The 23,860-nt window shown below is 36.0% G+C and carries 27 protein-coding genes and 1 riboswitch; of the genes, 14 read left to right on the top strand and 13 right to left on the bottom strand.

Going from position 1 to position 23,860, the window contains the following annotated elements; genetic code table 11:
* Positions 1 to 25 precede the first annotated feature (25 nt).
* Both LIV57_RS14255 and namA read right to left on the bottom strand, forming a co-directional pair.
* A complete protein-coding gene (locus LIV57_RS14255; protein ID WP_227943127.1) occupies positions 26 to 304 on the bottom strand; it encodes a DUF2752 domain-containing protein in 279 nt (92 codons plus the stop codon).
* Between the two features lie 28 nt (positions 305 to 332).
* Positions 333 to 1,385, bottom strand: coding sequence for an NADPH dehydrogenase NamA (gene namA / locus LIV57_RS14250; protein ID WP_227943126.1), 1,053 nt, complete (start codon positions 1,383 to 1,385; stop codon positions 333 to 335).
* Positions 1,386 to 1,484: 99 nt separating this feature from the next.
* On the opposite strand from namA, the gene LIV57_RS14245 reads away from it, so the two are divergent.
* Positions 1,485 to 1,967 carry a cytidine deaminase gene (locus tag LIV57_RS14245; RefSeq protein ID WP_227943125.1) on the top strand — a complete coding sequence of 161 codons (483 nt, stop codon included), beginning with the start codon at positions 1,485 to 1,487 and terminating at the stop codon, positions 1,965 to 1,967.
* A 233-nt stretch (positions 1,968 to 2,200) separates the two neighbouring features.
* On the opposite strand, the gene LIV57_RS14240 is transcribed toward LIV57_RS14245, so the two are convergent.
* Genes LIV57_RS14240 through LIV57_RS14210 form a run of 7 tightly spaced genes read right to left on the bottom strand, consistent with a single transcriptional unit; the run spans position 2,201 to position 6,258 of the window.
* Positions 2,201 to 2,512: a barstar family protein gene (locus LIV57_RS14240; protein WP_227943122.1), complete on the bottom strand. Its 312-nt coding sequence runs from the start codon at positions 2,510 to 2,512 to the stop codon at positions 2,201 to 2,203.
* Complete coding sequence (locus LIV57_RS14235) at positions 2,509 to 3,132, bottom strand: Zn-dependent protease (protein ID WP_227943120.1); 624 nt, start codon at positions 3,130 to 3,132, stop codon at positions 2,509 to 2,511. Before LIV57_RS14235 ends, LIV57_RS14240 begins: the two co-directional genes overlap by 4 nt.
* Before the next feature lie 41 nt (positions 3,133 to 3,173).
* Positions 3,174 to 3,692 (bottom strand): ribonuclease domain-containing protein, encoded by a 519-nt coding sequence (locus LIV57_RS14230; protein WP_227943119.1) that lies wholly within the window; start codon positions 3,690 to 3,692, stop codon positions 3,174 to 3,176.
* Positions 3,693 to 3,744: 52 nt separating this feature from the next.
* Complete coding sequence (nadE, locus tag LIV57_RS14225; protein ID WP_202838863.1) at positions 3,745 to 4,536, bottom strand: NAD(+) synthase; 792 nt, start codon at positions 4,534 to 4,536, stop codon at positions 3,745 to 3,747.
* A gap of 12 nt (positions 4,537 to 4,548) precedes the next feature.
* Positions 4,549 to 5,082 (bottom strand): GNAT family N-acetyltransferase, encoded by a 534-nt coding sequence (locus LIV57_RS14220; RefSeq protein WP_227943116.1) that lies wholly within the window; start codon positions 5,080 to 5,082, stop codon positions 4,549 to 4,551.
* Positions 5,079 to 5,609 carry a GNAT family N-acetyltransferase gene (locus LIV57_RS14215; protein ID WP_227943114.1) on the bottom strand — a complete coding sequence of 177 codons (531 nt, stop codon included), beginning with the start codon at positions 5,607 to 5,609 and terminating at the stop codon, positions 5,079 to 5,081. The genes LIV57_RS14220 and LIV57_RS14215 overlap by 4 nt, the downstream gene beginning before the upstream one ends.
* Positions 5,610 to 5,619: 10 nt before the next feature.
* Positions 5,620 to 6,258 carry a leucine-rich repeat domain-containing protein gene (locus tag LIV57_RS14210; protein ID WP_227943112.1) on the bottom strand — a complete coding sequence of 213 codons (639 nt, stop codon included), beginning with the start codon at positions 6,256 to 6,258 and terminating at the stop codon, positions 5,620 to 5,622.
* A 52-nt stretch (positions 6,259 to 6,310) separates the two neighbouring features.
* Between LIV57_RS14210 and LIV57_RS14205 the strand changes: the two genes are divergently transcribed.
* From LIV57_RS14205 to LIV57_RS14160, 10 genes are all read left to right on the top strand, one after another.
* On the top strand, positions 6,311 to 7,294 hold the full coding sequence (locus LIV57_RS14205; RefSeq protein WP_227943110.1) for a gliding motility protein GldB: 984 nt from the start codon (positions 6,311 to 6,313) through the stop codon (positions 7,292 to 7,294).
* 32 nt (positions 7,295 to 7,326) lie between these two features.
* The gene (gene gldC / locus LIV57_RS14200; RefSeq protein ID WP_002977443.1) at positions 7,327 to 7,650 is read left to right on the top strand and encodes a gliding motility protein GldC; all 324 of its coding nucleotides are present in this window, start codon (positions 7,327 to 7,329) and stop codon (positions 7,648 to 7,650) included.
* A 131-nt stretch (positions 7,651 to 7,781) separates the two neighbouring features.
* Positions 7,782 to 8,921, top strand: coding sequence for a cystathionine gamma-synthase (locus tag LIV57_RS14195; RefSeq protein ID WP_227943109.1), 1,140 nt, complete (start codon positions 7,782 to 7,784; stop codon positions 8,919 to 8,921).
* Positions 8,922 to 8,988: 67 nt separating this feature from the next.
* A complete protein-coding gene (locus LIV57_RS14190; RefSeq protein ID WP_227943107.1) occupies positions 8,989 to 9,438 on the top strand; it encodes a GNAT family N-acetyltransferase in 450 nt (149 codons plus the stop codon).
* 89 nt (positions 9,439 to 9,527) lie between these two features.
* The gene (locus LIV57_RS14185; RefSeq protein ID WP_227943105.1) at positions 9,528 to 10,040 is read left to right on the top strand and encodes a DinB family protein; all 513 of its coding nucleotides are present in this window, start codon (positions 9,528 to 9,530) and stop codon (positions 10,038 to 10,040) included.
* On the top strand, positions 10,031 to 10,477 hold the full coding sequence (locus tag LIV57_RS14180; RefSeq protein WP_227943103.1) for a hypothetical protein: 447 nt from the start codon (positions 10,031 to 10,033) through the stop codon (positions 10,475 to 10,477). Before LIV57_RS14185 ends, LIV57_RS14180 begins: the two co-directional genes overlap by 10 nt.
* A gap of 6 nt (positions 10,478 to 10,483) precedes the next feature.
* On the top strand, positions 10,484 to 11,080 hold the full coding sequence (locus LIV57_RS14175; RefSeq protein ID WP_227943101.1) for a hypothetical protein: 597 nt from the start codon (positions 10,484 to 10,486) through the stop codon (positions 11,078 to 11,080).
* A gap of 112 nt (positions 11,081 to 11,192) precedes the next feature.
* On the top strand, positions 11,193 to 11,741 hold the full coding sequence (locus LIV57_RS14170) for an L-threonylcarbamoyladenylate synthase (protein WP_047378653.1): 549 nt from the start codon (positions 11,193 to 11,195) through the stop codon (positions 11,739 to 11,741).
* Positions 11,742 to 11,847: 106 nt separating this feature from the next.
* Complete coding sequence (locus LIV57_RS14165) at positions 11,848 to 12,192, top strand: nuclear transport factor 2 family protein (protein WP_227943099.1); 345 nt, start codon at positions 11,848 to 11,850, stop codon at positions 12,190 to 12,192.
* 37 nt (positions 12,193 to 12,229) lie between these two features.
* Positions 12,230 to 13,648 (top strand): CCA tRNA nucleotidyltransferase, encoded by a 1,419-nt coding sequence (locus tag LIV57_RS14160; protein WP_202838855.1) that lies wholly within the window; start codon positions 12,230 to 12,232, stop codon positions 13,646 to 13,648.
* A gap of 151 nt (positions 13,649 to 13,799) precedes the next feature.
* On the opposite strand, the gene LIV57_RS14155 is transcribed toward LIV57_RS14160, so the two are convergent.
* From LIV57_RS14155 to LIV57_RS14145, 3 genes are all read right to left on the bottom strand, one after another.
* The gene (locus LIV57_RS14155; RefSeq protein ID WP_227943097.1) at positions 13,800 to 14,858 is read right to left on the bottom strand and encodes a YncE family protein; all 1,059 of its coding nucleotides are present in this window, start codon (positions 14,856 to 14,858) and stop codon (positions 13,800 to 13,802) included.
* 21 nt (positions 14,859 to 14,879) lie between these two features.
* Positions 14,880 to 16,706, bottom strand: coding sequence for a TonB-dependent receptor plug domain-containing protein (locus LIV57_RS14150; RefSeq protein ID WP_227943095.1), 1,827 nt, complete (start codon positions 16,704 to 16,706; stop codon positions 14,880 to 14,882).
* Between the two features lie 31 nt (positions 16,707 to 16,737).
* Positions 16,738 to 16,916: riboswitch (cobalamin riboswitch) on the bottom strand.
* 137 nt (positions 16,917 to 17,053) lie between these two features.
* Positions 17,054 to 18,367: a T9SS type A sorting domain-containing protein gene (locus tag LIV57_RS14145; protein ID WP_227943093.1), complete on the bottom strand. Its 1,314-nt coding sequence runs from the start codon at positions 18,365 to 18,367 to the stop codon at positions 17,054 to 17,056.
* A 154-nt stretch (positions 18,368 to 18,521) separates the two neighbouring features.
* Here LIV57_RS14145 and LIV57_RS14140 point away from each other — a divergent pair, with 154 nt between their 5' ends.
* Complete coding sequence (locus LIV57_RS14140; protein WP_227943092.1) at positions 18,522 to 20,129, top strand: helix-turn-helix domain-containing protein; 1,608 nt, start codon at positions 18,522 to 18,524, stop codon at positions 20,127 to 20,129.
* Positions 20,126 to 21,256 carry a tetratricopeptide repeat protein gene (locus tag LIV57_RS14135; protein ID WP_227943090.1) on the top strand — a complete coding sequence of 377 codons (1,131 nt, stop codon included), beginning with the start codon at positions 20,126 to 20,128 and terminating at the stop codon, positions 21,254 to 21,256. The genes LIV57_RS14140 and LIV57_RS14135 overlap by 4 nt, the downstream gene beginning before the upstream one ends.
* Positions 21,257 to 21,316: 60 nt before the next feature.
* Here the strand turns inward: LIV57_RS14135 and pafA are convergent, their stop codons facing one another.
* Positions 21,317 to 22,963: an alkaline phosphatase PafA gene (gene pafA / locus LIV57_RS14130; protein ID WP_227943088.1), complete on the bottom strand. Its 1,647-nt coding sequence runs from the start codon at positions 22,961 to 22,963 to the stop codon at positions 21,317 to 21,319.
* Positions 22,964 to 23,058: 95 nt separating this feature from the next.
* On the opposite strand from pafA, the gene LIV57_RS14125 reads away from it, so the two are divergent.
* Complete coding sequence (locus LIV57_RS14125) at positions 23,059 to 23,853, top strand: DUF6896 domain-containing protein (protein ID WP_227943085.1); 795 nt, start codon at positions 23,059 to 23,061, stop codon at positions 23,851 to 23,853.
* Positions 23,854 to 23,860 lie beyond the last annotated feature (7 nt).

The raw sequence follows: 23,860 nt of genomic DNA, 5'->3' as shown, positions 1-23,860 counted from the left end.
AAACAATTACTGTTGATTCTAATAATTAACAGTGTTTATACATATACCCGATTACCATAATAATCAGGTTAACGACCACCATACTCATTAAAATTTTACTGTATTTTCTTTTTTTATCGATAAAACTTACCCCAAGGATCAAAAAGAATAACAATAAAGTGTATACAGCCGGATACATTTCAAACGCTTCTGAAAACTTTCCTTCAAACACCAATAGGATTGCTCTCTGAGCACCACATCCCAGACATTCTACCCCAAGGAATTTTTTACTGGGGCAGGTAAGCATGAAATCATCAATGTTCATTTCTGTGGTTTTCAGATTATGGGGGTAACTAAGAAGAGATTTTGGCTCTGGTATACTGATGCGGGAAAAAGCAGTCTTCTTTCATTTCAAAAGATCCCTGAACAGCAATATAAGGATTTCTCAGAATCTCCCTTGCTACAAAGATAAGATCAGCATCCCCTTTCTGAAGGATTTCTTCGGCTTGTTCTACCCTGGTAATCAATCCTACCGCTCCTGTCTTCACTTCAGCCTCATTTCTCACCTGCGAAGAAAAAGGGACCTGATAACCATCGAAAACCGGGATTTTAGCTCCATGAATATTTCCACCGCTGGATACATCTACAAGGTCTACGGAATGCTCTTTTAAAATTTTTGCCAGCGCTATACTACTCTGAATATCCCAGCCATTCTCAGCATATTCCGTTCCTGAAATTCTGACGAAAAGGGCAGTATTTTCGTCCAGTTCTTCGTTAACAGCATCTACAATTTCAATCAGAAATCTGATTCTGTTTTCAAAACTGCCTCCATATTCATCCGTTCGGATATTGGAAAGCGGCGACAGAAACTGATGGACCAGATATCCGTGAGCGCCGTGAATTTCGATGACATCAAAACCTGCTTTTACAGCTCTTCGGGCAGCTTTTTTAAAATTCTGAATAATTTCCTTTACCTCATCTGTACTCAGTACATGCGGAATTCTTTCCGTAGGGTGATAAGGAATAGGGCTTGGTGCCACCGTTTCCCAACCTTCTTCCACAGGAATCTGTATATTATTCCATGTTGATCCTTTTCTTCCGGCATGAGCCAGCTGAATTCCTATTTTACTTTCTGAATTTTTGTGTACAAAATCAACAATTCTCTGTAATTTGTCCGCCTGTTCATCATTCCAGATTCCCATGCAGTGATTGGTGATTCTTCCTTTGGGTTCTACTCCTGTCGCTTCTACCATCAAAAGACCTGTACCGCCCTGCGATCTGCTTCCGTAGTGTACAAAATGGAAATCGTTAGCTTCTCCGTTTTCACATGAATACATACACATGGGTGACATTACCCATCTGTTTTTCAACTCTATATTTCTGAATTTTATCGGTGTGTATAACATTTTTAACCATTAAAAAATTGAACTTTTCAGGGGAAGAATAAATATTGCCCACTTCATTAAAAAGAACTAATTTTACCCCCCTTTTTTAGTTGACAATATATGAAAAAAGACATACAGATCGGTTACGAATATTTTAAAAATAGCAGTGAGCTGAGCGATATAGAAAAACAATTATTTGAAAGAGCCAAAGAAGCTCGTGAGAATGCTTATGCACCTTATTCTCAATTTTTGGTAGGATGTTCCGTATTACTGGAAAACGGAGAAATCTATTCCGGGAACAATCAGGAGAATGCAGCCTACCCATCCGGACTCTGTGCCGAAAGGACTACTCTTTTTTGGGTAGCAGCCAATTTTCCGGATGTGAAAATAAAAAAGATTTTCGTTGTGGGCGGACCGAAAGAATTCCATGAGAAAAACCCTCCAATTCCCCCTTGTGGAGCATGCCGTCAGAGTCTGATTGAATATGAGACCAAGCAGAATGAAAATATCGACCTTTATTTTTCGAGTATGAATGAAGAGGTTGTAAAAGTGCATGCAGTGAAGGATCTTCTTCCTTTCTATTTTGATTCTACGTTTTTGTAACCAGGTGAAACCTGATTTTTAGCTACCTGCCCAGGTTTGAAACTCTGACAGGCTGTGAAGCAAAAAGTTCACATCGGCTCGTCCTGAATAAACGTTACAGTGAAATAAAATAAGAAACCTAACAGGTTTTGAAAACCTGTTAGGTTTGTATGATAAGAATAAAGATTTGAATACTATAGAGTAAGGATCAGCATAAAAAAGGCTGTTTCCTATATTGGGACAACCTTTTTTTTTTATTCTTCTTCAGATTCCACATCATCATCTTCGTCTTCGTACTGCTCCAGATAATAGGTGAAACTAAAATCTTCCACTTCTTCTTCCGCATCTTCCAGCGTGGTCAGCAGGTCTTCAAAAATCTCCAGCTGATCTACAGTCATGTTGACGAATTCCAAATGGAGCGGCATTTCCATATCTCCGGTGATCGTATCAAAAAGTGCATCAAGATTATCACCAAACTGCTCAGGAAGCTGAATTTTCTCCTTTAGCTGGGCGTAAAAATCTTCATAGTCACCTATGTCCGTAAAATCTATATATACTGTCTTCATATTGAATTAAATTTCCAATTTTTATTGATTAAAAAAGTTTTGCATTTTTTGCAAAAATCCGTTTCTTCATTGGTAGGATTCTTACCTTCTGCATCTCTCATAAAACACATTTTTTCCGGGCAATGTGGCAGCCCTTGTGTATGGCCCAACTCATGAATGGCTATTTTGTAAAACTGCTCATCCCGGTTTTCTTTACTCAGTCTGAAACTTGAAGCCACGCAAGCTTTTCCTGGTCTATAGCCCAACCCCATGATTCCAAAGTCTCTGATCTTTCCTCTGGTAGCACTGATATCCTTCGCTGTCAGACCAATTGTGACAAAACCTTCTTTTGTTTCTTTATTCAAAAACTTAATGATTGAATCGGCTCTATATCGGTTTCTCTCTTTATAATAAGTATTTTCAGGAAATTCTATCGCATCCAGAACTTTAACATTCGGGTATATATTTCTTATTCCTTCAGCTACTTTTGCTACAGTTTCCGGTTTAATATCTTTAAATGGCTGTATGAGTATTGTTACGGCTGGTTTTGCTGCTTTTTCCGCTATCATATCTTTCTTTTCTGAACATGAGTAGGTCAGAATCAAAAGAATAATAAAGTAAAAAAGTCTATAATTTTTCAAAATTAAGATTTATAATAATTACAATGTAAATTATACATTAGTCATTGCTTTTCAAAACTTTTATAATGGTTTTTGGTAAGATATACGTCACCATTTTGAGTGTAGATGATACGGTCAGCATTTCTTCCACCACAATGATAGTTTACATCTGCTTCAAAGTATCGTTCTCCATCCGGCAAACGTCCTTCTCTGTTTCCGAAGTGATCTCCACCAATTGCTTTTCCGGGAAGTACATCACAAAGATTTCCTTTAAAGGGGTTCCAGCCTTGTTTCCTTGCTTCATTTTTAGTGATATAATAATCCGGAAGCTTATGATTTTGCTTTACATAGCTGATTACCGTTTTCTCCTCTGTAAGCTGATCTATAGAAACCTGACCAGATGAATTTTCGTTACCAGAACTTCCATCGGAAGAAGTACTTCCGTAACTCACTGTTTCTTTTTTTACAGAATCTGACCGATCTTTCTTATCTTCAATAAAGTTTCTGTAGACATACATTACAGACATTCCGAAAAGAAGTCCCAGACATATAAAAAATACAGATCTTATTTTTCCGTTCATAACTATTATTTACTATATGATGTATTAGTCAGCTTACCAATGAATAGTATTGTTATGCTCTCCATTCTTCAGGAATATCACAAACCGGGATAGGATCCATCTTATGTCTGGCTGCTTTATGCATTCTGTCGAAGATCAGGAACACTTCCTTATCTCTCCCTTCGTAATCTTCAGCCGTTTTCGTTCCGTATTCTTTCTGGATTTTTTCCAGTTCCGGATAACTTGCACCAATCTGTTGTTCATCTGTTCTTTCCGTATCCCAAAGTCCATCGGTAGGAATAGCCTCCTGAATGCTTTTGATAAGATTTAATCCTTTAGCAAGTTCATATACTTCAGTTTTATAAAGATCTGCAATAGGTGAAACATCTACCCCGCCATCTCCATATTTCGTATAAAATCCAATTCCGAAATCTTCTACTTTGTTTCCTGTTCCACAAACAAGAAGCCCGTTCAGCTGTCCGTAATAATAAAGTGTAAGCATTCTGAGACGTGCTCTTGTGTTGGCAAAAGTCAAATTCTCATTCGGATACACCTCATCATTTACATGGAAGGTTTTATAGATCTCTTCAAAGGCCGGGGTCAGATTTACAGATATTGTTTCTACATTGGGAAATCTGGATTTAAGATCATTCATATGATCCTGTGCACGATCTACCTGATCAGCTTTCTGGCGGATCGGCATTCCGATCAGTAATGTTTTCATGCCTGTCATTGCTGCTAAAGTAGAAACTACTCCGGAATCTACTCCTCCGGAAACTCCGATTACATATCCGTTTACTTTAGCATTTGTAGCATAATCCTTTAACCAGCTTACAATATGATCTATTACTTTTTGTGTCTGCATTGTTTATATTTTTTAGTCTATTCCAAATTCATGAGGGTATTTTACCACTCCTTTTTTATCTTTTAATCCGTCTTTTACCAATTCTACAGCCATTCCGTTTTCTTCCGGAACATCAAATGGAAAAGAAATTCCAAAATTACTTGTTTTTTTGTAACCAAAGCGCGGATAATATTTTTCGTGTCCGATAAGGATTACAGATTCATATCCCAATTCTTTGGCAATTCGATGTCCTTCCAGAATCAGTTTCGTTCCGATTCCCTGATTCTGGAACTCAGGTTTTACGGAAACAGGTGCCAGTGCAAGGGAATCAAACGATTTTTCTTCATTGACAATTTTAATTTTAGTAAACAGAATATGTCCGACAATTACCCCGTTTTTATCTTCGCCCACCAATGATAATTCCGGGATGAAAGCTTCTGAACGTCTTAGTTTTTCTACCAGAAACTGTTCCTGATGATCACTGTATTCCATTTCTCTGAAAGCTTCCTCCGTCAGCTGAAAGACCTTTTGATGATCTTCTTTTTCTTCTTTTCGTATTGTTATCATTTTTTACCGTAATTTTCACGCTTTAGTTCGTACCAAAAGCAAATGCCATCAGGTTCTTCAAATTCGCTGGTCTTTTCAAATCCTAATTTTCTTAGAATATGATTGGAAGCATCATGTTCAGAATGGGCATAGGCATAAATGACTTCCGCATTCAGGTCATTAAAACCATAATCCAGAGAAGCTATTCCGGATTCCACAGCATATCCTTTTCCCCATGATTCCGGCAGAAAACGATATCCCAGTTCCAGCACATTTTTATAGCCATTGGTTTCATGGGTAAGCAGTTTCAATCCGCTCCATCCTATCAGAAGTCCGCTCTCTTTTTCTACCACTCCAAGCCTTCCTACTCCATTCTCCTCATACTGTTTCTGAATCATGCTGATGACCTTTTTTGATTCATTGATATCCGTCAAAACCGGTACACCAATGTATTTCATAACTTCAGGATTGGAATCCAGCAAAAATATACGTTCAAAATCTTCGTCTTCGAGTTTTCTTAAAATCAGTCGTTCTGTTTCTATCATCATAATTATTAGTTTATTCTTCAGCTCCAAAAATGGTTACGTTAGTTTTAGCACCCTTCTTTATATCTGTTTCTCTTATCTTATTTCCCATGATATTAAGGGTTTGTAAAGCCGGGTTGCCGGAAATATCAATTTTCTGAAGCTTGTTATGTTCTACATTCAGCTTTCTTAATACTTTAAACTGAAGCAGATTTATTGTTTTTAATTGATTTAAAGATAATGTTAATTGATCAATTTTTGGAATCTCCATCAGCAAAATACTTTCCAACAAATTATTATCGAGATATAATGAACTTAAATTTTTAAGATTTTCGGCTTTGAATGAAGAAATCCTGCATCCTGTACATGAAAATAATTCAAGCTGAGACAGATTGTTTACGGCAATATCAGGGATTACATTATCGTCCAGAATAACCATTTTCACGTTTTTAAAAAGTGACAGATCTTCTGCTGAGGTAATTCCTTTCTGAACCAGGAACAGATTGGTAACCCTACCTGCTTCCGGAGATTCAAGTATTCCGTTTTTATTCAGATCAAAATTTTCCAGCACTGCTTTTTCAAAGTTTTTATCTTTAAATTCAAGGTTTTGTCCGCAGAAAAAAGAAAGCCCGGAAATAAGGCAACCCGCTGTAAATATTTTAATTTTCATCATGAATTGTGTATTTAATCCTTATTTTTGTAAACTTAAATTCCATGTAAAAATAATGAAGATTTTTAGATATATTGCGCTTTCTTCCGTTTTAGCTGCCGGGCTTGTTTCCTGCAAAAAAGAACCTGAAAATCAATGGAAGGTCGAAGTCAAACAAACTGCCGAAAAAGTTGACATTACAGATATTTCCAAAGAATTCTATAATCAGAACATTCCATTGGATCAGTTTAAAGCTCAATTCCCATGGTTCCAGGGAAGTGTTTCTGATGCTGATTTCGAAAAAAGAAGAGCAGATGCTGAGGAGATAAAAATCTACAAGGAAGCTATCGGGAAAATAGATCAGGCAAAGCTGCAAAATGAGCTTCAGAGCTTGTTTTCTCATATCAAATATTACTTTCCTCAATTTAAAAATCCAAAAGTATATCTGTTCTCATCTGCTCTACAGATGGTGCAGGACCCTATATTTTATGATGAAAAAGGCAATCTGTTATTCATAGATATAACTGGTTTTATGGGTGATGGGAATCCTAATTACAAAGGACTGGAGTTGTATTTCCAAAAATCAATGAATCCGCAGAATATTGTTCCTAAAGTATCACAGTTGTTTGCAGAAAATATTGTAACGGAATCTCCTGATCATCAGAAATTCATTGATCAGATGATTCTGAACGGAAAAGTAATGATTCTTCAGGATGCTTTTCTTCCGGATACTCCCGATTATTTGAAAATGAATTATACTCAAAAGCAGTATGAATGGGCAACCAGTAATGAGGCGAATATCTGGAATTATTTTGTAGAAAGTAATCTGATCTTTGGCGATGATCCGAGACTGGGAGAACGTTTTATTTCCCCAGGCCCATTCTCGAAGTTTTATACAGAAATTGACAATGAATCTTCACCACAAATCGGGATTTTTACAGGCTGGCAGATCTGTAAAGCATACTTTAAAGAAAAGCCTGAAACAAAGTTAACAGAGTTCCTGAAAATGGATGCTACCACAATTTTTAATCAATCCGGTTATAAACCGAAACTTAAATAACAGAAATTTTAGAATTTAGAAAAAATAGAAAAATGAGAAAGACTCAGATTACGATAGATGTAGAGCTTGATGAAAATCACGTACCGGAAAATATTACATGGAACGCTCAGGATGGCGGTATTGAAAAACAAGATACCAAAGCAACCATGATTTCCGTATGGGATGATAAAACAAGAGAAGCGTTAAGAATTGATCTTTGGACCAAAGAAATGCCTGTAGACCAGATGAAGATGTTTATCCACCAGATTTTAATATCTTTAGGAAATACGTATCAGAGAGCAACCGGAGAAGAAGATGTAGCACAATGGATGGAGGAAATTGCAGAAGAATTTGCGGTAAAATCTGCTATTAAGTAAAAAAATATAATTGCAGTAAGCTGAAGGCAGTAAGCGGTAAGCTTTTTGTATTCAGCTAGAGCAAATTTTAATAAACAATCCGCTTAAGCAATATATTTTATTGTTTAATGCTAAGCCTAAAGCAAAAAATTATGAATTTTAATACAAAAGTAATTCACGGAGGGCAGCACCACGAGTCTGCAACAGGTTCTGTAAATGTACCTGTATTTTTAACCTCTACGTTTGCACAGAAGAGCCCGGGAGTACACTCCGGATATGAATATTCAAGAGCTGCCAACCCTACAAGACAGGCATTGGAAGATTCTTTGGCAAGCATTGAAAACGGAGCGAGAGGTCTGGCTTTCGGTTCCGGTCTTGCAGCCATCGACTGTGTTTTGAAATTATTAAACCCAGGTGATGAAGTGATTGCTGTAGATGACCTTTACGGAGGAACTTACAGAATGTTCACGAGACTTTTCGAAAAATATCAGCTGAAATTCACATTCGTAAATTTTGACGATGTTTCTAAAATTGCTGATGTCATTACTGATAAAACAAAACTGATCTGGGTAGAAACTCCTACGAACCCTTTGATGAAATTAGTAGATATCAAAGCAGTAGTAGAAGTTGCAAAAGGGAAAGATATTCTGGTGGCAGTAGACAATACTTTTGCTACGCCTTATATCCAGAGACCTATTGATTTGGGAGCTGACATTGTAATGCACTCCGCAACGAAATATTTAGGAGGTCATTCTGATGTAATTGCAGGAGCTCTTATTGCTAAAGATGCCGAACTGGGAGAAAAACTTCACTTTATTCAGTTTGCAAGTGGTGGTATTTTAGGTCCTCACGATTCTTATCTTGTATTGAGAGGAATTAAAACACTTGCCTTAAGAATGCAGAGACATTCGGACAATGGTCTTGCTGTAGCGAAGTACCTTGAGACACATCCAGCTGTGGATAAGGTAATTTATCCGGGATTGGAATCTCACCCACAGTATGAACTGGCAAAATCCCAGATGAAGGAATCAGGGGGAATGGTTTCATTCACTTTTAAATCCGGTAAGAAAGAAGATGCTATCAAATTCTTAGAAAAAGTAAGAGTATTTACCCTTGCGGAATCTTTAGGAGGCGTAGAATCTTTGGCTAACCATCCTGCGTTGATGACTCACGCTTCAATCCCGGCAGAAAAACGTGCTGAATTGGGAATCACGGACGACCTTGTACGTTTAAGCGTAGGTATTGAAGATGCAGAAGATCTTATTGCAGATCTTGAGAAAGCTTTTTCTTAACATACAATACATTAAATGGGAAGGGTTTTGATAATCCTTCTCATTTATTATAACACCAACTGATATTATGAAAAACTCAAGGAAAGCAACTGTTTCCGACTTACCACAACTCGCAGAATTATTTGATCAGTACAGGATATTTTATCACAAAGAATCAGATATTCCTGCTGCCACAACCTTTCTTCAGGACAGACTTGAAAACAAAGATTCCGAAATTTTTGTTACGGAAGAAAATGGTAACCTGACAGGTTTTGTACAGCTATATCCTATATTTTCATCTACAAGAATGCAGCGTTACTGGCTGCTGAACGACCTGTACGTAAATGAAAGCCACAGAGGAAAAGGATACTCTAAAAAACTGATTGAAGAATCTAAAGAACACTGCCGTTCCTCAAAAGCATGCGGCATTCTTTTAGAAACAGGAAAAAGCAATGATATTGGAAACCAATTGTATCCAGCTTGCGGTTTTGAGCTTTATGACTCTGTAAATTTCTACGAGTGGACGAATCATGAGTAATGAGTAATGAGTAATTGATACATTACACTCACCATCCCCAATCTTAAAACCCCGAATCCCTAAAACCCGTAACCCAAACAAAAAATAATATGACCGACTTTCAAAAATACATCCAAAGATATTTAGATCAGATTCCATCAGGAAACTGGATCAATGAACTGCAGATATCAGCAGACAAAACCATCGGAATTTATTCCAACCTTACCGAAGAACAATCTAATTTTGCTTATGCAGAAGGAAAATGGACTTTAAAAGAACTTCTACTCCATTTATCTGATACAGAAAGAGTCTTCCAATACAGAATATTAGCTTTTGCGAGAGGAGAAAAAAACAATCTTCCCGGATTTGATGAAAATGAATATGCAGAAAATTCTTTTGCAGGTGAAAGAACCCTTGAATCTCTTCTGGAAGAATACAAACTGGTGAGAAAGTCTTCACAGATTTTATTAGAAACTCTTCAACCTTCAGCTTTACAAAACACAGGAACAGCCAATGGCCATGAAATTTCTGTAGAAACTATCGGAAAACTGATTATAGGCCACAATTATCACCACCTGAATATTATTGAGGAAAGGTATTTACCGAAATTGGGATGGATGTAAGAAAACGAATTCCCCTTGCCAGCCTGTTAATTTTCATAATTTCTTTTTGTTTTACAGCTTTTAAAGTTGAAGATATGGGAGAGATTAAAGATTATAAATCATTTGAAACTTTTCTTATAGGTCCGATTAGCTTTTTAGGCGGGGGCCTATTTGAATTTCTGGTATGGACAGCTAATATTTGGTTCTTTATTGCAGTGGTATTCTGTTATAAAAAATATTTTTTAATTTCTATGATATTGGCTGCAATAGCTTTTTTAATTGCAGGAACATTTTTTTTCTGGAAGGAAATTCTGGCTGCAGAAAATGGAAGAATGGGAAGAATATACAGCTTGGAAACAGGTTATTTTTTGTGGATAGCTTCTATTGCATTTTTAATAGCTGGCTCATTATATTTATCCATAAAATCTAAATTTATCAATCATAAATTCTCATCCTGATGTTCAATGAGATCTCTAAAAAATTTAAAAATTACTGAAAGTATTCAAACTGAAAAATTAGTTTTTGAAGAAAGTTCATACGATAAGTTTGATACGATCTCGATCTATTTTGGATTTTCTGCATTGGCAGGAGCTTCTCTGCTGTTATTAAAAGAAGTAGAATTTTCTTTTAATAACAGCTTCGGGTGTGCAATTCTTATAAGTTTATTCATCTGTAGCGTATATGTCCTGTATTGTAAATACACCGAAAAACATTTGAAAGAAATTAAGTTTGAAATTCCTAAAGAAGAAGCTAAAAGCAGAATCATTGAGTATGGAAAAAAACATCATCATAGAATTTCAAAGATTTCCGGGAATCTGATTTTCCTTAATGAACCGACAGATCTCTACAGTTTGGGTAAAGATTATGAACAGACAACCATTGTATTTTTTAAAAACAATGCGATTCTTTATACTTTAATTAAAGAAGGTTCAAGATCAAATTTCCCTGTCTTGATTTCACAACATCTTACCAAAAAAGATTTCAAAAAAATACTACATCCTGATTATATTGAGCCTATTAAGCGGACAACTTATTTTAATTCATTTTTTCATGGATTATAATCTTTGCATCTTGTCATAATAATCAAGTTGACAAACCACATTTACATCCCATTTTTTTGCCTGAAATTCTTATATTTTCTACCTTTATCCATTCTTTGAATTCACTACAATTATGGAACATATTATCGAAATATTAAAATCCGGCGGAACAATTCTTTACCCTACTGATACTATCTGGGGAATTGGTTGTGATGCCACTAATATAGAAGCGGTCAATAAGATTTTTGACATTAAAAAGCGCGAAAAAAACAAATCCATGATCATCCTTGTAGAGTCTGAAAAAAGACTTCAGGACCTTGTAGATGTTCCTGAGATGGCATGGGAAATTATTGATCTTAGTGAGAAGCCGGTAACCATTGTTTATGAAAACCCAAGAGGCTTACCTAAAGAACTTCTTGCTGAGGATGGAAGTATCGGAATTCGTCTTGTAAAAAATGATTTCTGTAAAAAACTGATAACAAAGCTGAACAGACCTCTGGTATCTACCTCTGCCAATTTCAGCGGTGAAAAAAGTCCATTGAAATTCTCTGATATTTCTGAGGAAATGATCAGCCTTGTAGATTATGCAGTGGAAGAAGACAGAGAAAAAGTTTCAAAATACTCAGGTTCTTCGGTGATCAAAATATGGAATGACAACAGAATAAAAGTTCTTCGGGAATAAGAGTTATGAACTTTTATGTTTACTTTTTAGAGTCTTGTCAGTTCATATCGGCAGGATTTCTTTTTTTAATTCTATCTTTGCAAACTCAACTCATAAACTATTTGCTATGAATCATCACGAATTTGCCCAAATGTGGATCAATGCGTGGAATTCTCATGATCTGGAGGATATACTTTCCCACTATTCAGATGATATTGAGATTACAACTCCTATGATTGCACTGGCTACAGGCGATAAAGAAAGTTCTTTAAAAGGAAAAGAAGCTGTTCGTGAATATTGGAGAAAGGCATTGGATAAATTTCCGGACCTCCATTTTGATCTGATCCATTCCACGACAGGAGTAGATTCGGTAGCATTATTTTATAAGTCGATTATGGATAAACATGCCGTTGAAGTCATGTTTTTTAATGAAGAGGGAAAAATTAGTAGAATGTATGCTCATTATGATTAATGGGTAACATACGTAGAAATTGTCACTATTATCAACGATGAAAATTAATCTTAATCAAAATAAGAATTTAAAACTATTTAAAATCATTTCTGAAGCAGCAGAAAGGAATAACCAGTCCGTATACATTGTGGGTGGTTATGTGCGAGATCTGCTGATGAACAGAAAAGCATCTACCGATATAGATTTTGTAACGGAACAAAGCGGTATCGAGCTTGCTCAGAATGTAGCTCAGGATATAGATCCGAAATTGAAGGTTTCCGTATTCAAAACTTACGGAACGGCTATGATCAAGTATAAAGAACTTGAACTTGAGTTTGTGGGAGCAAGAAAGGAAAGCTACACAGAAAACAGCCGGAAGCCGGAAGTGGAAGGCGGAAGTCTTGAAGATGACCAGAAAAGAAGAGATTTTACCATCAATGCGATGGCTATTTCTTTAAATAAAAATAATTTCGGAGAATTGATTGATCCTTTTAATGGGATTGATGATCTTGAAAAAGAAATTTTAAGAACTCCTCTGGAACCTGCGCAAACCTATTCTGATGATCCGTTAAGGATGATGAGAGCAGTGCGTTTTGCTTCCACTTTAAATTTTAAAATTGAGGAAAACTCTCTGAAAGCGATCCAACAGGAAGCAGAAAGAATCAGGATTGTTTCCATGGAAAGAATCATGGTAGAGTTTAACAAAATCATGATGTCTGAAAAACCGTCTATCGGATTGAGACTGATGGAACAAACCGGTCTTATGAAGCTGATTATTCCTGAACTGATCGAACTGAAGGGCGTGGAAGAAGTGGAAGGACAAACTCACAAAGATAATTTTTATCATACGCTGGAAGTAGTGGATAATATTTCGGTGAATACCGATAATCTTTGGCTTCGCTGGTCTGCCCTTCTTCATGACATTGGAAAAGCTCCGACGAAAAAGTTTGTAGAAGGAACAGGATGGACGTTTCACGGACATGAATTTTTGGGTTCAAAAATGGTAAAAACACTTTTTCAGAGATTGAAATTACCTTTGGGAAGTGATATGAAATATGTTCAGAAGATGGTCAAGCTTTCATCAAGACCTATTGCACTGATTACGGATGATGCTTCAGATTCTGCATTAAGAAGACTTTTATTTGATGCCGGAGAAGATCTGGAAGATCTTTTCACCCTTTGCAAGGCAGATATTACCACTAAAAATTCTAAAAAACAGGAGAAATTCAAAAGAAACTTTGAATATGTAGCGGTCAAGATCAAGGAAGTGGAAGAAAAAGATCAGGTAAGAAACTTCCAGCCGCCTATCACCGGAGAAGAAATTATGGAAATGTTTAATCTTAAGCCGGGCCGTGAAATTGGTATCCTGAAAGAGAAAGTGAAAGAAGCTATTCTTGAAGGTGAAATTCCCAATGAAAAAGAAGAAGCGACGAAGTTTGTCATTGCTGAAGCTGAGAAACTGGGATTAACCTTATAATTCAATTTAGAAAAATATTAAAAATTCCGGCGGGATGTTCCATCCCGCCGGAATTTTTTCTTAAGGAAACAAAGCCGGCCGGTTTCGAAGAAACCGGCCGGAAAAAAACACAAATGATGAAAAAATAAAAAATTATTTTTAGAAGTAATAATTATTGCGGGTTAAGGAAAGTTCCGTTAGCACCAAGACCACCTGTTTTAAGGGAGGTAAGCTTGGTACCCGTAGTTGCTGAATATACAGTCATTTCACTTTCCTGAGTGAATTGTTTAACATCTGATGCAAAAATTCTACCATCAATAACATTAAATCCATAAAGCGTAAAATAAGGACCACCATCTGCAGCTGTTAATAGCGGGCTTGCAGGAACTGTTGGTGTAGCTAAACTTGTTGTATACACTTTATTGGCAGAACTGAAATAGATTTTATCATTATCAATCTGAAGATTGGTAGCACTTGGAATTCCTGTCAATGTAACTACTGGTGTCATAGCCCCTGTGCCGGAGATTTTATAGATATAAGAATCAGTAGCTGTAGAAGAAATTGTATATACATTGGATTTGTATGAAATAGTACTGTTGATCTTACCATTCGGAACAGTAAGTTCAGTTTTACTGTCATTAGAAGTATTGATATAAGTAATCATATTTCCATATCCTGAAGTAGCATTCTGTACAAAAATATTTCCACCTGCTTCTACTGCTTTATCAGCTCCGCCTGTCATCGTGATTTTGCTTACAAACGAATAGTCGGAAGCCTTATATTTTGTTACACTTGTTGCATTCGTAGAGAAGTTTAGGTTGGCAACATAGATAAAGTCATTAGCAAAAGCAATTCCTCTCGGGTTATCAATCTGATTGGTGATTACTCCTAATTTCTTAAATGTATAACGGTCTACTACAACAATTTTGTTTGAGTTATTGATCACAAGATAAGCCTTATTTCCATTAAGACCAATGGTCTGAAGAACGTCACCCAGAATTTCTTTATTGTTATTGTACCCATATATGTCATCCTGCTTTAAGCTTAAATCTCTTGTCAGGAATGTTACTTTAGCACCCTGGCTGTTAAAATTCCCTTCATTAGAGATAAAATATCCGTTCTGGTAAGTGATCGGAGAAATTTCAAACTCGGCAGAGTCACTTGTACATGAAGACATATTAAACAATAGTACAACTGCAAATAAGACAGTTAAAAGTTTAGTTATTTTCATAATTTATTCAATTTTAATTTATTAAAAATTTATTGCTGCATACACACTATAGTTTCTTTTTGGTAAAGGATAGAAGGAAACGGTTTTATAGTAGGTATTGGTTAGATTATTCACTTTAAACCCTAAGGTATATTTTTTTGCTAAGGTGGCAGAAACTCCCATATTTAAAAGAAAATAAGGATCTATAGCTTCTGATCTCTTTTCATCACTTGTGGTATAAGTAACACCGTTCAGCTGTCCCTGTGCATAAAACCTGAAAAAACCATATTCGTAATCTATACCGGCATTTCCCCTGTGCATGGGAACGTAAGGTCTCTGCATCTTCGTTTCTTTATCGATAGCTTTTGCATAATAGTACGCTGCATTGGCTGTGAATTTATGATTTCCCCACTGCTTGCTGAAAGACAACTGAGATTCCAGCCCGTAAGATTCGGATTTATTGACATTGTATGCCTGCCAGTATCCCATAGCCGTTGGAAGCCATACAATAAGATCTGTGATATTCATATAATAGGGAGACAGAGTAAGTTTGAAATCTCCCGCTTTGAACTCATTGGTCATATCCACCTGAGTAGAGGTTTCCGGTCTCAGATCTTTATTTCCTCCCGGTTCATAATAAATATCATTAAATGAAGGATATCTGAAGTTTTTGGATACGTTAATACTCAGATCATACCATTTTGCGGCGTTCCATTTTCCGGAGAATGAATACATAAAGGGAGACTTTACATCTTCTACAAAATCTTTTTTGAACCCTCCTTCAAAACGCAGGTCTTTTGTCGCAAAATACCGCAATAATCCTGAAACAGAACCTATATTCCTGCTGACATTGGATATTCCGCTCTCGTACCCTTCGCCTTTATTAAGCTGAAATTCTCCGATGATATTAAAATTCCATTTTGAGTTCAGGAAATAATTAAAATCATTTTTAAAGATATAATTTTTCCCGGTTCCTCCACTGGATTTAGGCTGGTTTAGCGAACCGAAATACTGAAAATTCTCTTCCGTGTAGGCTGCTTTAAGGGAATTGCTGAACTTCGCTTTGTTCCAGTCCCACGAAAGAAGACTTCTTACGCTTTGAGTTGTATATTTTGTTTTTGTTCCCGTTTCCTCATACACAGGATAATGCTGTGAAGAATCAAAAAACTGGCTTTGCCACGAAACCTTATGATCGTTTGTAATTTTATAGGATGCTCCTATATTGAATGTCGTATTGTAATAATTCCCGTTTCTGTTGATGTAATTCAGATCGCTTACCTTGTAATCATTTTCACTTACAGAATAATTTCCGGAGGCTTTAAAACTGAACTTATCATTGCTGTAAGAACCTTTTATAAAGTTATTATAAGTATTAAAAGAAGCCACTTCAGAAAATAAAGAACCATGAAAACCTTTATTAAAATCAAGGGTATTATTCAGGTGAATACTTCCCCCGATAGCACCACTTCCGTACACCACGCTTCCTCCACCGGCTTTGATACCGATCTGATCATAGCCGAACAAAGCAATATTGTTGATATCTCCCTGCCCTAAAAAATTAGAATTGATATTAATTCCGTTCCATACGAATGCGGTCTGCTGGGCGGTAGTTCCTCTGAAAGAAGGTGAAGACACGGCTCCGCGGCCATTTTCTTTAATAAAAACCTGCGACTGAAACCTCAGAAGCTCCGAAAGATTACTGGAGTTTTTTTCAGCATCTTCTGCTGTAATTGTTTTTACGGGATGAAAAAGTTTCACCCTGTTCATCTGGTTATCGAAGACATAAATAGTGTCAATGGCTTTCTCTTGTCCAAAAAGAAAACATCCATAAGATGAAAAAAGCAGTACTAAAGATCTTTTTATATCCATACTTTTTTACTTTTCCTCCGAAAGCAATATGTTTTTTAATTATAATCCTGGCAGGTCTCCTGACTTTCGCATTCTGCTCCTTCCCGTTTTTACACAGTGGCGTTTTGCAGAAACTTGTGTTGCGATTTACAGTTGCGGGGACAGTCCGGGAGTTACACCCGATTCCCTTTTCATTCCAAAATACTGGAAACCAAAATTTTTGCAAAGATAGTTTTTTATATGTATTCGCCAAAAATCAGACTTTTCTATACAAAACATGCTATCCTTTTGTTATATACACAAAAAAGAACGGCCGCTTTCAATATTGAAAACAGCCATTCATCCCACTACTTTACTATTTATATATGTTATTTTTTAATAAATTTATAAGGCTCCTGTTGTACTCCTTTTACGGAATATTGTAAAATATAATCTCCTTTTGACAGAGATGAAACATCAATCTGTCCTTCTACAGTATCCAATGATTTTACCTTTTGTCCAGCCATATTATAAATTTCTGCTTTCTCTATTTTTCCTTTTCCTTTAAAATACAGGATGTCAGCCACTGGATTAGGATAGATACTTGTATTGTTTTTCTCTTTCACAGCATCACTCACCGATAAAAATTCAGAAGTATCCAGGTAAAAAGCAATCATCTGCCCTGAAGCATTTGTCCCTGACCCGGCAATTTTCTTTCCGTCCTGTGAAATCGCAAGAGGAAGTCCCATTGTTACTCCATTAGTGGCAATTCCTAAAGATGCCGCATAATCATTCAGGTTAATTCTCCCGGCGGCAGAGGTCCAGATAAAGCCTTCTCCTGACATGGGAGGAGCCCCAAATGCTCTGTAATACCCGATCACTTTTTTCCCATCAGCAGAAATCCCGGTGGCACCTCCTTTGAAGCTGAAAGAAGCATTAGGATGCGTTATATAAGTAAGTCCGCTCACAGCATTCCATACATAAGGATTAGGATTTGCCGAACCTATTATTGTATTTCCGTCAGCAGAAATTCCTCCTGCTTCTCCTACATGATTCCCATTATTATCTGTAATAAAACTTTCCACTCCATCCTGCCATTTTGCTCCGCTTCTTGTTCCGGTTGATTCATCCTGCCAGCCTACGATCACTGTTCCTGCTGCATTGATTGCGTTTGCTCTGGAGCTGCGTCCGGGAACTATACTTCCCAGATCTACCACGCCGTTTACTTCGTCCCATTTCACAGCATGCGCATTCGCTGCGGTGAGAAAACCAAGACCAACAATAGTATTTCCATCAGTCGACATTCCCCAGGTAGAGCTTACGCTGCCATCCCATCCTGTAGGTACAAGCCCGCCTCTGTTTACCCATGTGGCCATAGCGACATCATAAGTAGATATTTCATTGAATCCTGTTGCGGCATTGGTAACGGACGACGATATTTTGGTTCCGTCATTCGAAACAATGGTTCTGCCTGCAGCCGGATATCCGTTTGTTATAGAACCTATCTGTACGAGTCCTCCTGCAGCATTCCATTTATATATACTTCCTGCACTGGTGTGCAAGCTTACTACTCCATTATCCGATACTGCGCCTACATTATAATTTCCCAAGCCGATTACAGTAAGCTGCGCTTCTGCAAAACCAAATTTCAGGAAAAGATAAGCTATCAATATTTTCATTGACATTCTGTAAAAATTTTTCATATTTTATTATATTTAGCGTTTTGAATTGGTGAAAACAATATTAATACAACATTCACTCAATTAAAAGAAATTGACTTTCATAATTCGTGAATTTTAAAAGAGTTTAATTTTTAAAACACTAATAACCAAATAGATATAAAACAATATTTTGAATATGGATTTTACCGGAATTATTCAAAAAAACACAAAAAACAATTTATCAGGACAAAAATTATTTCAAATCTTACTGTTTATTTTCTGCTTCCTTATTACCAAAGGACAGCCCGGCCCCGACTTCAATATGCTAGCAGATAAAGCATTTCTGAAATTGTATCAGAATCCCGACGAATGCATAAGTTATACCCAGGGAATTCTTGTGAGTGATCAAAATAGAGAGTACAAAATTGTACTTCAAAATATTATTTCACAAGCTTTTGCCCTGAAGGGAGACTATGTACAGTCTGTCAATATTTTTGCTCAAAAAGAAGATATTGATCAGAAAAATAACCTTTCATATTTTATGCAGGTCTTCAGTGGTTATAATCTTGCTGATCAGTATCAGAATCTGGGTTTATACAATCAGTCAAAGACAATTATTACCAATCTTTTATCCGATCAGAAACTTCCTAAAAGTAATGATCGTTCCTTAAGAATCACCACTGCAAAATTGTATCAGCTTCAGGCATTAAACTCAGGAATCAACAGAAACTATCCTGAAGCCTTACAAAATCTTGATAAAAGCAACCAATACCTTGGGAATCATAATGAAGAGAACAGAATTTTAAAAATAGAAAACAGAATTTTTCGCTCTTCTTATCTGCTGAAGCAAAATAAATCAATAGAATATAAAACACTTATAGAAAATGTGATTGCTGATCTTGAATCTCAGAAAAACCAGCCGTTTCTTTTAGGTTTGGCTTATGAGAATCTGTCCCAATACTATTTTCTGAAGCAGGATTATGCAACCTCTATTCAAAAATTGGAGGCAGGTCTTCGATTGATCGAGAATCTTCCGTTTAATAATTTAAAAATTAAAATTTACGAATCACTGTCCCGTAATTATTACGCGGTACATAATGATGCAAAATATCATCAGTACAATAAACTTTACACTGATTTAAAAACAAAAACAGATTCCGGTTTAAAAGAAGGAATACGATATCTCGTGAAGCTTGTGGAAACCAATCAGAATAAAAACATTGAATTTCAGAGGTATATGCTTTTAAGATCTTCCTCGGTTTTAATCTTCATTTTATCTTTGATAATTCTGGGCTTGCTTGCCTATTTTTTAGTCATTAGAAGTAAAAATAAAGATTTAAAAAAACAGTTTGATTTCTTTGAAAAACAGACCAGTCAAAAGACTCAGCCAGTTATTTTAAATAAAACAACTACAATAAAAGATAGTGGGACGCCCAAAATATCGAAGGAAAAAGAAGATGAAATTCTTCAAAAGCTAGAAGAATTTGAAAAATCCGATAGGTTTCTCAATAAAAACATGTCTCTGTCGCTGCTTTCTTCTCAAATGGAAATCAATACAAAGTACCTTTCCGAAATTATTAACAGTAAGGAAAAAAACTTCAATGGATACATTAATAAACTTAGAATCAATCATATTGTACAGCTATTAAGAACTGATTCTACTTTTCTTAATTATAAAGTAAGTTATCTGGCAGAATATTCAGGATTCTCATCACACAGTGCATTCACTACTGTTTTCAAATCCGTTACCGGAATGTCTCCCAATGCCTATATTCAGGAAATCAGTAAAACAAAAGCCTTATGAAATTAATTTTTAAAATAATAGTGTTGCTGGTTGCCTTTTGTAATGGTATGAAGGCACAAAAGACACCTGATAGTATCTTACTAAGAAAGGCCAAACTTGAAATTTACGACAACCCCGATAATACCATCAAAATCGGAGAACAATTATTAAAAAAATCTCGTGATATCAAAACTTCCATTAATCTTTATATGCTGCTTTCAACTGCCAATATTGCTAAAAGAAATTTTGAAGAGTCTTTACAATATATTCTAAAAGCAAAAGAATTGTCTCAGAAAACCAATGATGCAAGAAGCCAGGCAGGTGTTCTCATCTCAGTGGCGATCCAATATCAGCAAATGGAACTTTTCAACAAATGCTTAGAAACACTGAATGAGGCAGAACAGTATATTGCAAAAATTCCTGAAAAAAATCCGGAGAAATATATTGAAACGGCTGCGAGCTACGCAATACGAGGAATGGTATATAAAAGTCAGTCTAATTCAGAAATTGCTCTGGAAAAATTCCTGATTTCTATACGAAATTATGAAAAGGTTCCCATAAAGAAAACCACTTACTCCAATATGAGTGTGGTATACTACAATATTGGGTACTGTTATCTGAACCTTAATGAGATTGACAAAGCACAAGAGTCATTTTTACAGTCTGTCAGCTATACCCGGAAGAATTATGGTAAAAGTCTGGAAGCATTTGCTTTGAAAGGAATTGCTGAAATACACAAACAGAGACATGAAAATCAAACAGCGATAAACCTTTTACTAAAAGCTGAGGATCTTTCTAAAAATACCGGAGATATTATCCTGAACGAAGGACTTTATAAAGAATTGGCTGAGAATTATCTTGCTATGGGACAACAGAATCTCTATCAGCAGTTTAACAAAAAACACATGGAAATGAGATTTAAAAGAAAGCAGAATGAACTGAAATCTATTAATCAGGTGATCGACAACCACAACAAGGAAACAGCTTTGAAAAGTGAGAAACTGAAATCTCATTATCGTTATATTAAAATGGCTTCAGTTCTTCTGGGATGCATTTTGATCGTTCTGCTTTTATATTCTATTATAAAAATCAGAAAACAGAATAAGAAGTTTCATAAAGAGATACAGCAAATGATAAGAACATCGTAAGCTATGAAAGCAAAAAACATCCCAAATTGGGATGTTTTTTTATGATATAAAATTTTCAATTTATTTACCAATAACTTCGGTAATCGGATTTCCTACATTTCCACTTGGAAACTGGATTTTCAATAAGGAAGATACCGTAGGAGCAATATCTGTCATGTGATATTCTTTATTGCTTTCTCCCTGCTTCACTCCCCAACCCATAAAGATCAGTGGGATATGAGAATCGTAAGAATTCCATACACTGTGTGTAGTTCCTGTTTTAGAATATGGCGGAAGCATAGAATCATGAGAGATTAACTGAATATCTCCGCTTCTCTGTCTGTTGATCCCGTTGATAATTCTTTGTTTAATTGGCTCCGGAATGCTTGACTCCTGAACTTTGTCCACAGAAACAGCATATAAAACGGTAGGATCTTTTTCAATTTCCTTTATAGCGAAATTTCTTACATCATCCAGTTCAAGCTTGTTATCTGCCAATACTTTTCTGTCAAAATAAATCTGATAGTTATCAATGGCATTGACCAGTTTATCAGTTCCGAATTTTTCTTTCAGTTTCTGGTTCAGATTCTTTTCCGCATCTTCTCCGAAGAAACCTGTAGAGATTTTATGTTCTTTAAGGAATCCTACAGAGTGTGCTCCACCGTGATCAGCAGAAAGGAAAACCGTGTACTCTCCTTTTCCTACTTTTGAATCAAGATACTTGAAAAACTCAGCTAAATCCTGATCTAATCTGATATATACATCTTCTACTTCAATAGAATTCGGCCCGAATTTATGTCCTGCATAATCCGTAGATGCCAGATTAATCGCTAAGAAGTCTGTAATATTATCTCCACCCAGCTTTTCACCTTCTACAGAAGCTTCTGCCAGCTTTAAAGTCAATGTATTTCCAAAAGGAGTATAACGGATATTGTCTTTTTTAGTCTGGTAGTCTTTTGCTAGATTACTGTAAGGGAAAGTAGGTGTTTTTGCACTTCCCAACAAACCTTCCCAAGGAGAATTGTCCGGTGCGCTTTCTGTATATTCGTTGATTGGAAGTAAAGTATTCCAGCCATTCGCTACTAATTTCTCAGGGAGATTCTGAGAGTTGAATGATTTTATCCACTGAGGAAGATCATTCATATACCATGTACTGGTAATGAAATTCCCGGTACTGTCATCAAACCAGAAAGCTCCGTTTGGAGTGTGTCCTGCAGGAAGAATGGAAGCACGGTCTTTCAAAGAGACACCGACTACTTTTCCCTGGAAGTTTGTTGCCAGTCTCAATTCGTCAGTGACTGTCGTAGACCAAAGATTTTTCGGAGAATGGCTTCCCGTTTTTGTATTGGTAGTACCTACCGGCTGAACGTTCTCATCTGCAGTACAGTAAACTCCTTTACCTGTTTCCTTATCTGTCCAGTCATTTCCTGCAATTCCGTGAATAGCCGGTACAGAACCCGTATAGATACATGTGTGTCCCAAAGCTGTAACGGTAGGAACATAAGGAATATGTACATTATTCAAAGAATATCCTGTATTTAAAAGTCTTTTGAAACCGTCATTTCCATATTTACCATAAAAACGGTAAAGATAGTCCCAACGCATCTGGTCTACTACCAGACCAACGACTAATTTAGGTCTTTCCAGTTGAGTATTTCTGTTCTTCTGTGCATTGATTGTAACTACGGAGAATAAAGTAGCTGCCGCAATTGAAATGTTCCTAAGCATCCAAGTAAATTTTTATTGTTGACAAATTTAAGGGTTTTGAAAGTTTTGGAGTGTGAAATTTTATTTAATTTTGAACTAATCATTGATTTAATGTTTTGGAAAGAACTACTCATGTAATAACTGCTAAATCGATACAAGAGCTTCCTTGTATTGATTACCTCAGAAATATTCCTCGACAAAAAATAATCAGAATAGTTTTTGATCATCCTATCAATCATATCAGAGAGGATTATGGTGAACAATTAACGAAAAATCTTCCTCATTTTCAAATAGCTATTCATTCGATGGAGCCTAAAATTGAAGTAACGAAACTCATTACAAAAGAAGAGATAATTGCCAACCAATTATTTTTTGTACAGTGTGCAAAAGACTACAGAAAACTTGGAGAAAAACTGGTCAGTTTATTTTTTGAAAAGAAGAAAATAAAACTAAACAAAGATTTCCCTTTTCTTGCTTTTAATTATTTCAAAGGTCGAAGTAGAAGAACTCAGAGTGGAAAAGTAGGTAAATGGAGATATTTCCTTCATGGTTTTCATTGTCACTTTCAAAATGTAACTACAAAACAGCAGATTGAAGTTCCTTTTATGTTTGGGATGGAATTTGGGGATCTTGATCCTTACTTTTTTTCTCGTTATATTAAGTCTACGCCTGACTACCATCCTCTTCCCGTTAGTATTTATGAAGATTTTGCGGATGGAGAAAGAATATTAGATGTGATGCTGCAATTGGGACTATTGGAACAAATCAGTTCAAACCTTGAAAATCATTCAGGGCTTGTAATCAAAGATAGAAATAAGGTTGACATTAAAATATATAATCCTGATAAAGATTATGAAAAAATTGAATTCAAATCCAGATTATCAAAATTTATACAGTTTTTTAATTTCTAAATTATTT

Origin of the sequence: Chryseobacterium sp. X308 (genome assembly GCF_020733145.1) — a bacterium.
In the GTDB taxonomy this organism is placed as follows: domain Bacteria; phylum Bacteroidota; class Bacteroidia; order Flavobacteriales; family Weeksellaceae; genus Chryseobacterium; species Chryseobacterium cupriresistens.
Note: the sequence above shows the minus strand (reverse complement) of the source record. Positions and strands in the feature narration are given on the sequence as shown.